The organism is Clostridia bacterium (genome assembly GCA_017405765.1).
Taxonomy (GTDB): Bacteria; Bacillota; Clostridia; order Oscillospirales; family RGIG577; genus RGIG577.
Map to the genome: position 1 here is coordinate 1 of JAFQZS010000040.1, position 12622 is coordinate 12622.

The window sequence follows — 12622 nt, forward strand, 5'->3', positions numbered from 1 at the left end:
CCGCCGCCCTTGACATGCATTCCGTTCCCGCTTATACTGCAAGAAAGGGAGGCCGGAATAATCCGCCCTCCCGCAATATATTATTTTTGCTCTGTTTTACACCATGCTTCGGACTTTACACAAATTTTGGGACAGACCCCGCCCGTGCGTTATTTTGCCGTTATAGTGCAAATCATTACGAATGAACAGCCTCTATCCAATCGGTTACGGTTTTTTCTGCGCTGTCCGTTCCCGCGTTGTCGCCTCTTACGGCAAGCCCTTCAAGCACAGCGGCATTGGGCTCGCGCTGTTTTATCATGTCGTAGGTGCCGCCGTCGCGGCTTCCCTCATGCGTGTTAAACGGGATTATCGTAACACCCGAAAGGTCGTACGTATCAAAAAACGTCTCCATCACCTTTGGCATGGTATACCACCATATGGGATATCCTATATACACGGTCTTATACGATGCAGGATCTGTCTGTAACGGCTCGATCGCCGGTCTTGCATCATTGTCCGCTTCACTCTTTGCATGATCGGCAAGGTCATTATATGAAAGCGGATAATCCTCTGACGGAACTATCTTTACGATATCGCCTCCCGTGGCATCCGCGATGGTGTTCGCCATCCATTCTGTTGCCCCCTGCCCGTCAACGAGAGGCGTGGCCGCACTTACAGCGTCAGGATCTTTCGTATTTGCAGCGCTGAAATATATAATAAGCACGTCGTTTTTGTCGCCGTTCGTATCCTCAAGCGCCATATATCTTTGGCATATAACGGCCACCTGTGCGCGAACTGCCGTGCTTTTAGGCGAAAAACCAAGCTCCGCGCCGTCAGCCAATCCGTTCGTACGCACCCATTTTACTGCGTCTGCAGCCCACGACGAGGCATCGTCCGCCGTACCGGATGATGTGGGCTTGCCCTTCATACGCCAAAGCATCGCCACAAGCTGCTCCTGCGTTACGGGGTCGTTCGTGCCGAAGACTCCGCCTCCGTAACCGTTTACAACATTGTTTTGCGACGCCCAAAGCACCGCGTCGGAATACCATTCACCGCTTTTCGTATCCGTAAAGGCGTCCTCACCCGTGACTTGAGGCTCGCCCTCCATGCGGTAGAGCACCGTTGCAAGCTGTGCTCGCGTAAACATATCGCCGGGCGAAAACAGTCCCTCGCCCGTGCCGTTCATTATCCCGTTTTCACCAAGGGTTTTTACGGCTTCGGCATACCATGCGTCCGCCGCTACGTCTGAATAAATTCCCGCATCCGCTTCGCCCTCTCCGAGGGCTGTGCAGGCACAGGTCATTGCCATTACGGCGATCACCAAAATAATGCTTATGTATTTTTTCAATTTTCACGCCTCCAAACTCTATATGAACGTCAGTTCAGCCCGTGTTTGCCCAGCCAATTCTCTATATGCTGCGCCGTTTCTTCGTTGTTTAGCTCCTGGAAGAGAAAATGGCTGTTGCCGTATATTCCCTCGTCAGGCAGGTTTATTACAGCAGCGTCGCCGCCCGCAGTATTGTACGCCTCGGCAAAATCAATGCAGGACTGACGCGACCACTGCCAAAATTGGGTCGAGGCTATGTCTTCGGGGCCGTTATCTATATAGTCGCCGTAATAGAAGATTATCGGTATCTTGTCTTGCATATCCATAAACTTATTATAGCTTTCGGGCGTCATGGCTTCGCTCGGCGCAAATCCCGGCTCTATCGCTATTATCGCCGATACGTAATCGAGATCCACATCCCATCCTATAAGTCCGCCCTGAGAATGCGTCATCAGAATAACTTTATTGCCCGTCTTCTCATACGCTTTTTTTAAAACCTCGTTCATAGCCGCCGTTATAACTTCCTGATCGTATTCGCCCGTATTCGGCGTCATCTGGCGGAAAAACTGATCTTGAGCTTCCTCGCCCTCGGGAAACTGCGACCCCTCGTATCTGTCGGGAGCAATGCGTCCTATCCGAAAATGCGTGTACCACGCCTGATCTCCCGCAAGAGTATCCACCGGGCCTTCAGAAACGCTGCCCGCCTCGCCGCGTCTCGGCTGATCGACCAAAAAAGCGCTGTGTCCGTTCTTTAAGAAAATGTCTGACCAACCCTCGCGCCCGTCGGGCGTAGTCATCCAGCCCATGCGCGACTGACCGGCGCCGTGAAGATATACGATAGGATTACCGTTATCGTTAGCCGCTATCTGATAAAATACGTTGGCATGGTCAACGTGCATGGTATTACCCGCGCGCGAGGGATCCTGCCAGTTAACGGTTTCGTCGTAATCGCCGGCAACAGGCTCGGTCACCGTTCCGCCTGCCGAAAAATATCCTTGCTCGGCTATCATGAGCGCATCGGACGCAGCGGCGCCGGTATTTGCTTCGTTTTCGTTATTCTCATTTTCCGATACGCTGCTGCATCCCACCAATGCCGCCGCCAAAACTAGCGCGGCAATTATTATTGATACATACCTTTTCATTGTACCTCCCCCTTAAAATTATTTACCAATTCTTCTTTTCGTTTTGACTTAATTTGTTCTTCTTTCTCTCCTCGACCATTTTTACGAACCACTCGACCATATTGGGGTCGTAATGCGAAAAGAAAGACGACTGCTTCTTATCGAGCGCTGCTATCTTCGCCATATCCTCGCCCGTAAGTGAAAAATCGAACACATTAAGATTTTGCACCATGCGGTCATAATGCGTTGTCTTGGGGATAACTATTATGCCGCGCTGAATGTGCCATCGAAGAATCACCTGCGCCGTGGTCTTATTATATTTCGCCCCTATTTCCGAAAGGACCGGATCGTCAAAAAGCCCGTTTCTTCCCTCGCCGAAGGGCGCCCAAGCCTCGTGGCGAATATCATATTTATCCATCCAAATGTTCGCTTCCGTCTGCTGGTTGTGCGGATGCGTTTCAACCTGATTTACCATGGGACTTATGCGTGAAAAAGACGCTATATCAACAAGTCTGTCGGGATAAAAATTTGAGACTCCTATAGCGCGCAGAACGCCTTCTTCATACAGATCCTCAAGCGCCCTCCATGCGCCGTAATAATCGGAGAACGGCTGATGAAGCAGCATCAGATCTATATAATCCGTCTTTAGTTTTTTAAGCGACTCCGAAACGGATCTTTTGCAGGCGTCATACCCGTAATGCTCCAGCCATACCTTCGTAGTCAAAAAAATATCCTCTCTCTTTACGCCCGATTTTTCAATGGCAGAGCCGACTTCTTCTTCGTTGAAGTAGCTTTGCGCCGTATCAATGCTGCGATAACCGGCCCTTAATGCATCGAGAACACACCTCTCACATTCGTCTTTCGTCACTTGGTACACACCGTAACCCAAAATCGGCATTTTTATTCCGTTTGAAAGCGTTACATACTCCATTGTAAAAAGCCTCCTTGAAAATTATTTATTCTTTTGTCAATTTTGATTATAATAAAAAAAGACTCCTAAAGGAGTCTTTTTTCGGAACACAGCTTATACCTAAAGGTATAAACTACGTTATCTCTTTTATTGCGTTAAGGAACTGTGTTACCTTTCTGTCGGGCGATCTTGAATACAAAAGACCGTAAGACATATCATATTTCCACCCCATGCGTACCGTTTTTAACAGCGGATGCACCGTTTTCCATCGCTCTACGGTTATAAGCAGCCTGCCTTTGTTTTCGCATTCGTTGAAAACTCCTGTGTTATACAGCGGAAAGTCGATGATCTTTATCTGTGGATGCCTGCTTTTCAGGTATTCTCTCAGCTCATCCATGCATCCCATGCTTCCCGGGGCAAGCATCATGAGCTCTTCGCCGTACAGATCCTTTAAAGACAGACGTTTCTTTGCGGCAAGCGGATGATTTACGGAGAAAGCAACGCAAAGCTTTTCCCTTGAAAGCTCTATGCCGCTGCATTCTCTGTAGTCGAGCAGACGCTCGTCAAAAATGCCCGATACCACGTCGATATTCTCTCCTAAGTTTTTCAAAATCATCCTTGCATTCTGCGGCGTATTGTCAAACGGCACAAGCTGAAATTTCAGCTTAGGCAAAAGAACGGAAAGCTTGGGCCAAAGCTCAATAAGCACCCAGGCAGGCGTCATAGGCGACGTTCCTATTCGTATTATATCGGTTTCATGCTCCATGGCCAAAACTGCGTTGTGCGCAGCCTCCATGCTTTTCTTTATGATCTCTGGCGCGTCCGCCTTTAAGGATTCTCCCGCTTTTGTAAGCTTAAGCCCCCTGTGCGTCCGTTCAAACAGACGAACGCCGAGGTCGCTTTCAAGAAGGTTTATCTGCTTTATCACGGCGGACGGCGTAATAAAACCAGCGGCCGCCGCTTTTGAAAAACTGCCAAGCTCTGCCACGCGAAGAAATACGTCCAAATGCGGGTCGTACAGCATTTATCTTGCCCCCGTTTTGTTGTTAATGTAATTTATACTAAATTAAGTATATCAAAAAATGCGTCATTTTTCAAATACACGCCCCTGTTTCCGAAAGCTTATATTCTCCACGAAAACATAAAGCGGCATGGACCGTATGCTCATGCCGCTTACAAAACCGCGCGTCTTCAGTCGCAGTCGTTAAAAAAATAAGAGATTATCACGATTATTATAAATATCCACAGCACGTTGTTCTGGTCAAGCCAGTTGTTTTTGCAACTCATAAGTGTATATCCCTCCGGCAAATATAATTCTTTCGTCCGGATCTTCCGGCCTTCGCTATATAATACGGCGCAGCTCTTTATTTTGTGACCGATCCGGAGTATAATCGTATCGGGTGATGAATTATGAACGATGCAACGCTTATAAAAAACGCGCAAAATTTTGATATAAAGCAGATATTTGAATGCGGACAGGCGTTCCGCTTCGATCCGTCGCCAAACGGCGGATATGAGGGCGTGGCTTTCGGGCAATATCTTCATGTGACGCAGTCGGACGAAGGCGTTTTGATACATGCGCCGAAAAGCGAGTACGACGCGATATGGCGCGCATATTTCGATGTTGACCGAGATTATCAAAAGATCATAGACGCGCTGTCGCGCGACGACGACATAATGCGCGCCGCCTCGGCCTTCGGCAGCGGCATCCGCGTTTTAAATCAGGATACGTTCGAGTGCCTTATCTCGTTCATCATTTCGCAAAGCAATAATATCCCCCGCATAAAGGGCATAATCGAGCGGCTGTGCGAAAACTTCGGAGAGAAGATATTCGCCCCCGACGGGCGTGCGTTCTATACATTCCCCACTCTCGAACGCTTAAGCGAAGCGTCTACAGACGACTTAGGCGTCATACGTGCCGGCTTTCGGGCTAAATATATAAAGGACGCACTTGATAAAATAAACGCGGGCGACGTAGACCTTTCATCGCTTAAGACGAAGGACGCGCTCGAAGGACGCGAGGAGCTTAAAAAGATAAACGGCGTAGGCGACAAGGTGGCGAACTGCGTGCTTTTATTCGGCGCAGGCAAGGTAGACGCCTTCCCTGTCGATACGTGGATAAAAAAGGCCATATTGAAATTCTACGGCGGCCGCAATTTCGACCCCGCTATGTTCGCGCCTTACTGCGGCCTTGCCCAACAGTATCTTTTCTACTATGCGAGAGAGAACAAAATATAAGAAAAATTCTTTGGTTTTTCCTGATAAATTATTTAGAAAAAACATGAGCTTTTCGGGTGGTTTTCGATTAAAATCACGAAAAGCTCGTTTTTTCACTTTTATGGCCAAAAAAGTGTTGATTATCTTCTTTCATAACGATATATTATTTTTAATAAGTAAAAATCCATTTTATTTTTGCAAAATAAAAAAATATATATTTTTAAGGGGGATAAAAATGACAACACCACAAATCATTGCTCTCGTCGTGTTTATTCTCGTTATGGCCGCCATAGTATCGGAAAAGATACATCGTGCCGCAGCGGCTATCGCCGGCGCGATAATCCTTATCTTCTTCGGTATTATCGACTTTAATGAAAGTCTCGGCTTTATCGACTTTAACACGCTGGGCGTACTCATCGGCATGATGACCTTCGTCGGAGTAGTCAAGGAATCGGGACTGTTTGAATTCCTTGCTATAAAATCGGCAAAGATTGCAAAGGGCAAGCCATGGCGCATCATGGTAATATTCATTATCATTACTGCGGTGCTCTCGGCGCTTCTCGATAACGTAACGACCGTACTGCTCATCGGTCCCATGACGCTCACTATATGCGCTATGCTTGAGATAAACCCCGTGCCGTTCTTAATGACGCAGATACTCGCGTCTAACGTCGGCGGTACGGCGACGCTCATCGGCGACCCGCCGAATATCATGATAGGCAGCGCGGCAAACCTCTCGTTCGGCGACTTTATCGTAAACCTTACGCCCGCAGTAGTAGTTATACTCGTCGTGTTCATTCTCATCTTCAAGTTTATGTACGGACGCAAGATGAAGGTGACCGAAGAAGCTATGTCAAGCGTTATGCAGCTTGACGAGAAAAAAGCGATTAAGGATCGTCCTCTCTTTATCAAGAGCGTTGTTATGATCGTCATCGTAGTTGCGGGCTTCGTGCTCCACGGCTCTATCGGCGTAAGCTCGTCGGTAGTCGCTCTTACCGCAGCGGCAGTAATGCTCATTATCGGCAAGCAGGAAGTAGAGCACATCCTCTGCTCCATCGAATGGCCGACCATACTTTTCTTCGTAGGCCTCTTCGTAGTAGTAGGCGGCATGGAGAAGGTCGGCATTATCACCGCACTTGCAAACTTCCTTATGGATGCAACGCACGGCGAAATGGTAGTAGCTATGATACTCATCGTTATCGTTTCCGCGGTAGTTTCCGCGATACTCGACAATATTCCCTTCGTTGCGACTATGATACCTGTTATCATAACGATGGAGGCAAGCGGCATGGACGTTATGCCTCTTTGGTGGGCGCTCTCCCTGGGCGCATGCCTCGGCGGCAACGGTACGCTCATCGGCGCGTCGGCAAACGTCGTGCTCTCCGGTATTTCGAAGCGCGAGGGTTACCCGATAACGTTCATAAGCTTCTTAAAGATCGGCTTCCCCATGATGCTCGTTTCCGTAGCGATAGCTGCCGTTTACCTAGTGATCCGCTTCTGATAATACTGTAAAAGGAGATGCTTTTAAATGCCCAATAACGTAAGACTCGACAACGCCGCATTCGACGGCATGGCTACAGAAATGGCGCTTCGTCAATTAGGCGGCGCAGACATAAAAAAAATGATAGGCCAGCAGTTTCAGATAGACTTTCCGCTTGAGGACGGCTACAAATTAAGATACGTATATACGATAAACACGAATAACGCGCTCTTTTTGCAGCGCCTTCTGCCCTATGCGATGCGTCCCGAAAAGTTTGCAACGCAGAAGGAGCTCATAAAGTATATAAAGGACGACGTAAATCAGTTCAAAAACGCGCAGAAGAGCAAGAACTTCGCCTCTTTCGTTACCGCTTTAAACAAGCTTCACGAGCTTGCATACAGCGCTGAGGACACGTTCTTAAACTTCAACGTGGACGCGGCAAAGGTACAGTACCTCACCTCCACGATTGAAACGCTGCTCTCCGACATGGAAGCAACGCAGAGTGCATCCGACAAAATCGTACTCGACGAAAAGGAATAAGATAATACGAAAGCCCCCGCGGAACGTCCGCGGGGGCTTATTTTGTTTGGGATAACTTTTGTTGGGGAAAAAAGTATACTTTTTTCCCCACCTTTTTATGGTAAAACAATAGGAAAACGAGGGAAAAACGGGCTTTTTCCTGTCGAAGAACAGTAAAGAGAATTAAAAAACGGGGGCCGAAAACACTGCTTTTTTGCGGATCTGCGTTATAACAGCCCTTTTGGAGACACGGTAAGGTAAAAGCTGTCGTCTTGCGTATAAGAGAAACGGCGCGGCAATTCGCACCCACTCTCCGGCCGCCCCAAGACGCGGCGATCCGTATTCCCCAGCGCCATCCCGTGCGCCTCCGTCCTTTGTCATCCTGGGCTTCTTTTCAGTGTCATCCTGAGCGAAGCGAAGGATCTTTCGGCATTAAGACTCTTCGGCGCTTTGCGCCTCGACAGTGACATAGGGAGCAGGCTGATCTAAAAAAACGGAAAACAACGGCGAAGTATTCGCGTTAATATAGATAAATAAAGCAAGAAAGGAATGAGCAATTTTGAAAAAGAAAGCATTGAGCCTTATCGTGGCGATAGTCATGGTCATAACCATGCTGCCCGTGATGGGCTTGGCGGCAGACACGCCGCCGGCAGTGAACATCACGTCTATAAGCTATGCAGACGGCGCGGTCAGCCTCGCTTGGCAGCCGCAGGACGGCGTGGACGGATACCGCGTATACCGTAAGACAGGCAGCAGCAAATGGACCGTTATACTTTCGGCGACAACCGCTACATCGTATACCGATACAACGGCAGAAGGCGGCACGACGTACAGCTACACGATTCGTTCCTATGTTGGCAGCACGTACAGCACCGGCTACAACGCTACGGCGAAGACGATAACTGTTCTGGAGCCTCCTCCGACAGAGGGACTGATATTTGATGCGTCCACCGGCACGGTAACGGGTGTAGAGGACAAAAGCATAACTACACTTGTTATTCCCAAAATGATAGACGGCGCAGCCGTGACGAGAATTGGCGACTATGCGTTCTCCGACTGCACCGGCCTTATGTCCGTGACGATACCGTCGACCGTTGCGAGCATCGGCGAGTTTGCGTTCGCGTGGTGCGAAAGTCTTACGTCTGTGACTATACCCGAAGGCGTGACGAGCATTGGCAATAATGCGTTCTCCGACTGCACCGCCCTTACGTCGGTGACTATACCGTCAAGCGTGACGAGTATTGGCAGCAGCGCGTTCTACGGCTGCAGCGGTCTTACGTCTATAAGTGTTGCATCGGGGAATACTGCGTATACTTCCGTAAACGGTGTCTTATTCACAAAAGATAAAAAAACGATTGTGACATATCCGGCAGGCAAAAGCGGAGCGTATACTATACCGTCCGGCGTGACGAGCATAGGCAACGGTGCATTTAACGGCTGCAACGATCTCGCTTCGGTGACGATACCGTCGAGCGTGACGAAAATAGGCGACTATGCGTTCTATACCTGCGACGGTCTTAAAGACGTATACTACACAGGCACTCAATCTGAGTGGCAGAGCATAAGCATAGATTCATATAACGACCCCCTCACCAAAGCCACCATCCACTACAACAGCGCAAACTAACCCCGCCCCAACGCAAAAAAGCCCCCGCGGAATACCCGCGGGGGCTTTAACTTTCACATGATCCAAACAGAGCTACGCATCGCGGGACACTTCCTTTAGCATCCCTTCTCTTTTCTCCATCTCCACTATATTTATGATCCAGCCGGCGTATTTAAGCGCATTTTCCTCGTCGTCGCTGCCGCGCGCATCCGAAAACTTGTTATAGATGCTCACGACCTCGTTTACCAAAAAATGATATTCATATACGAACTTGCGCGCCTGCTTTTTTATTATCCGTGTTCTCTTTTGCCGATCAGAGCAGCGAAAACGAATCCTTTACGGCTTGCTTACATCGAAGAATTTTTAGTTATATTATAGGTTGATTTTTGCCTAACTTGTGGTATGCTATATGTGGAGGCGATATTTATGACGATCGATACCGGTGCCATCGTGACGGCGACCGAGGCAAATCAGAACTTTTCCCGCGTTGCAAAACTGGCAGAGAAGAAAGGCCGCGTCGTGGTCTTTAAGAACAATCGGCCGAAGCTGCTCGTGATCGATCTTGACACGGAGCCGCAGATCGATATGACGGAAGACGAGAAGATCGATTTCGTTGCAGCGCGGATCCTGCGCGAACACAAAGCTGCGTTTGAGGAGTTGGCAAAATGATCAAATTCTCAAAAGAAAAGGTCCTGCTCCTTCATAAACTGCTGGCAGAAGCAACCGGCGGAAGCGTCGGTGTGCGTGATGAGGGTTTGCTGGATTCTGCGTTGGAAAGCGCATTCTCCGGCTTCGGAGGTCAAGAATTCTATCCCAGCAAAGAGGAAAAAGGGGCAAGGCTCGGCTATACACTGATCTCTAACCATGCTTTTGTGGACGGCAACAAACGGATCGGCATCTATGTGATGCTCTCTTTTCTTGAAATGAACGGCATCAGAATTCGCTGCACAGACGAGGAATTGATCCATGTCGGGCTTTCTGTTGCAGACGGAAGCATGGGATATGAGGATCTGCTCAAATGGGTCAAAAATCACGAGGAATGATCCGAAAAAACCTTGACTTTTCGCCGCAAACGAAAGTCCGGGGCGGCTGTTTCCATCCGCCCCGGCTTCTTGTTGCCACGGGGGCTGCCCGCACAGGGCAGCCCCCTTCTTTCTTATATTCACTTACATTTCTTATATTCACTTACAGCATCACGGACCGGTCTGTGCCTCTTTCGCGCCGTCCTTTGAACGGCTTGAGAGCATACCTTCCCTTTTTTCCATTTCGACGATGTTTACTATCCATCTTGCGTATTTGAGCGCGTTGTCCTCATCGTCGCTGCCGCGCGCATCCGAAAACTTGTTGTAGATGCTCACGACCTCGTTTACCAAAAAAAGATATTCATATACGAACTCGGGCGCGACCGACGCCGCCGCAAGATCTTTGAGCGCCGCGTCAACTCGCTTTTGAGCCGCAAGTATGCTGTTGTCTCGGTCTATCATGATGTGTCTTCCTTCTTAAAATATGCTCGTTTTATTCTTTGGGGCTTATCGCGCGCGTTTTGTCCTCGTCAAGCGCTCTGTCTAAAAATGCCGAAAGCTCCATGGATCCAAGGTCGCCTAAATTGCGCGAGCGAACGGCCACCTTGCCCTCGGCTCTCTCTTTCTCGCCCACAATGACCATATACGGTATCCTCTCCATCTGGGCCTCGCGTATCTTATAGCCTATCTTTTCGTTGCGCTCGTCGAGCGTTACTCTCAGTCCCGCCGCTTCTATGGCCTTTTTCACCTCTGCCGCATAATCCGCAAAATGCTGCGATATGGGCATTACCCTTATCTGCTCCGGCGAAAGCCACAGCGGAAGCGAGCCCATGTATTTTTCTAAAAGCAGCGCTATCGTGCGCTCGTAGCAGCCTATCGAGGTGCGGTGTATGATGTAGGGGCGCTTCTTTTGACCGTCGCGGTCAACGTAGAACATATCGAACTGCTCCGCAAGCATCGGGTCTATCTGAATGGTTACTAGCGTGTCCTCCTTGCCGAAAGCGTTCTTTATCTGAATGTCGAGCTTCGGTCCGTAGAACGCCGCTTCGCCTATGCCCTCTTTATACTCGATGCCGAGATGATCGAGTATCTGCGCCATGAGCGCTTCGGCGTTGTCCCATATCTCGTCGGTGCCGATGTATTTTTCCTTGTCGGCGGGGTCGCGGCGCGAAAATCTGAACGAAAGGTCCTCATAAAGTCCCAGCGTCGTCATCATGTATTTTACAAGGTCAAGGCATCCCTTAAACTCCTGTTCGAGCTGCTCGGGCATGAGGATAAGATGTCCCTCGGATATCGTGAACTGGCGCACACGGATAAGGCCGTGCATCTCGCCGGAGGCCTCGTTTCTGAACAGCGTGGACGTCTCGCCGTAGCGTATCGGCAGATCGCGGTACGAGTGCAGGTCATTCTTATATACCATATACTGGAACGGGCACGTCATCGGACGAAGCGCGAACACCTCGTCGTCACTCGCGGGATCGCCCAATACGAACATACCGTCAAGATAGTGGTCCCAGTGGCCGGACAGCTTGTAAAGGTCGCTCTTCGCCATATACGGCGTGCGCGTTCTCACGTAGCCGCGGCGCGTCTCCTCGTCCTCAACGAAACGCGAGAGTATCTGGAAAAGCATTGCGCCCTTCGGCATAAGAAGCGGCAGTCCCTGGCCGATATAGTCGTTTGTCGTGAAATATTTAAGCTCGCGTCCTATCTTGTTGTGGTCGCGAAGCTTCGCCTCCTCAAGCTTCTTCAAATGCTCCTCAAGCTCGCTCGCCTTTAAGAACGATACGCCGTAGATGCGCCTGAGCATCTTGTTTTTCTCACTGCCGCGCCAATAGGCACCGGTAACGGAGAGAAGCTTTATCGCCTTTATCTTCGACACGTCCATAACGTGAGGGCCCGCGCAGAGATCAAGAAACTCGCCCTGGCGGTAGAACGATATCGTTTCATCCTCGGGCAGATCGTTTATAAGCTCCACCTTGTACGGCTCGTCCGCCATGAGCTTTAACGCCTCGTCGCGCGGCGCCTCGAAGCGCTCGAAAACGGGCTTTTCTTTTATTATCTTTTTCATCTCGGCTTCTATCTTCGTAAGCGAATCGGCGTCGAGCGCAACTTCGGTATCAAAATCGTAGTAAAAGCCCGAAGCCGTAGCGGGGCCTATGGCAAGCTTTACGTCGGGATAGAGGCGCTTTACGGCCTGCGCCATTATGTGCGAGGTCGAATGCCATACGGCGCGCTTTCCTTCCTCGCTGTCAAAGGTGCATACCTCAAAATCGCAGTCGCCGTCTATTATATGTCTGAGATCGACTACTTCGCCGTTTACCTTCGCGCAGAAAGCCGCGCGCGCAAGTCCCTGCGATATCTTCTGCGCCGCTTCGAACGCGCTTACGGGAGCCTCAAGCTCCATCGTGCTTCCGTCTTTAAGTTTAATATTTATCATATCA

At 49.6% G+C, this 12622-nt stretch carries 13 protein-coding genes; 6 read left to right on the forward strand and 7 right to left on the reverse strand.

Annotation, left to right across the window (positions count from 1 at the left end; translation table 11 throughout):
* Window positions 1-175: 175 nt before the first annotated feature.
* From IJG50_06945 to IJG50_06960, 4 genes are all read right to left on the reverse strand, one after another.
* The gene (locus IJG50_06945) at window positions 176-1327 is read right to left on the reverse strand and encodes an S-layer homology domain-containing protein (protein MBQ3379582.1); all 1152 of its coding nucleotides are present in this window, start codon (window positions 1325-1327) and stop codon (window positions 176-178) included.
* 29 nt (window positions 1328-1356) lie between these two features.
* On the reverse strand, window positions 1357-2448 hold the full coding sequence (locus IJG50_06950) for an alpha/beta fold hydrolase (protein ID MBQ3379583.1): 1092 nt from the start codon (window positions 2446-2448) through the stop codon (window positions 1357-1359).
* A gap of 22 nt (window positions 2449-2470) precedes the next feature.
* On the reverse strand, window positions 2471-3358 hold the full coding sequence (locus tag IJG50_06955) for an aldo/keto reductase (protein MBQ3379584.1): 888 nt from the start codon (window positions 3356-3358) through the stop codon (window positions 2471-2473).
* Window positions 3359-3470: 112 nt separating this feature from the next.
* Entirely contained in the window at window positions 3471-4358 is an 888-nt protein-coding gene (locus tag IJG50_06960) for a LysR family transcriptional regulator (GenBank protein ID MBQ3379585.1), read from the reverse strand.
* 389 nt (window positions 4359-4747) lie between these two features.
* Between IJG50_06960 and IJG50_06965 the strand changes: the two genes are divergently transcribed.
* From IJG50_06965 to IJG50_06980, 4 genes are all read left to right on the forward strand, one after another.
* The gene (locus tag IJG50_06965; protein MBQ3379586.1) at window positions 4748-5575 is read left to right on the forward strand and encodes a DNA-3-methyladenine glycosylase 2 family protein; all 828 of its coding nucleotides are present in this window, start codon (window positions 4748-4750) and stop codon (window positions 5573-5575) included.
* 214 nt (window positions 5576-5789) lie between these two features.
* Entirely contained in the window at window positions 5790-7055 is a 1266-nt protein-coding gene (locus tag IJG50_06970; GenBank protein MBQ3379587.1) for an ArsB/NhaD family transporter, read from the forward strand.
* Window positions 7056-7082: 27 nt separating this feature from the next.
* Window positions 7083-7574, forward strand: coding sequence for a hypothetical protein (locus IJG50_06975; GenBank protein MBQ3379588.1), 492 nt, complete (start codon window positions 7083-7085; stop codon window positions 7572-7574).
* Window positions 7575-8112: 538 nt separating this feature from the next.
* Complete coding sequence (locus IJG50_06980) at window positions 8113-9180, forward strand: leucine-rich repeat domain-containing protein (protein ID MBQ3379589.1); 1068 nt, start codon at window positions 8113-8115, stop codon at window positions 9178-9180.
* Window positions 9181-9252: 72 nt separating this feature from the next.
* Here the strand turns inward: IJG50_06980 and IJG50_06985 are convergent, their stop codons facing one another.
* The gene (locus IJG50_06985; protein MBQ3379590.1) at window positions 9253-9393 is read right to left on the reverse strand and encodes a hypothetical protein; all 141 of its coding nucleotides are present in this window, start codon (window positions 9391-9393) and stop codon (window positions 9253-9255) included.
* Between the two features lie 192 nt (window positions 9394-9585).
* On the opposite strand from IJG50_06985, the gene IJG50_06990 reads away from it, so the two are divergent.
* Window positions 9586-9828 (forward strand): type II toxin-antitoxin system Phd/YefM family antitoxin, encoded by a 243-nt coding sequence (locus tag IJG50_06990; protein MBQ3379591.1) that lies wholly within the window; start codon window positions 9586-9588, stop codon window positions 9826-9828.
* Window positions 9825-10202 (forward strand): type II toxin-antitoxin system death-on-curing family toxin, encoded by a 378-nt coding sequence (locus IJG50_06995; protein MBQ3379592.1) that lies wholly within the window; start codon window positions 9825-9827, stop codon window positions 10200-10202. The genes IJG50_06990 and IJG50_06995 overlap by 4 nt, the downstream gene beginning before the upstream one ends.
* Window positions 10203-10352: 150 nt before the next feature.
* Here the strand turns inward: IJG50_06995 and IJG50_07000 are convergent, their stop codons facing one another.
* Together IJG50_07000 and thrS are read right to left on the reverse strand one after the other, a co-directional pair.
* Entirely contained in the window at window positions 10353-10643 is a 291-nt protein-coding gene (locus IJG50_07000) for a hypothetical protein (protein MBQ3379593.1), read from the reverse strand.
* A gap of 31 nt (window positions 10644-10674) precedes the next feature.
* The gene (thrS, locus tag IJG50_07005; GenBank protein MBQ3379594.1) at window positions 10675-12618 is read right to left on the reverse strand and encodes a threonine--tRNA ligase; all 1944 of its coding nucleotides are present in this window, start codon (window positions 12616-12618) and stop codon (window positions 10675-10677) included.
* Between the last annotated feature and the right edge of the window lie 4 nt (window positions 12619-12622).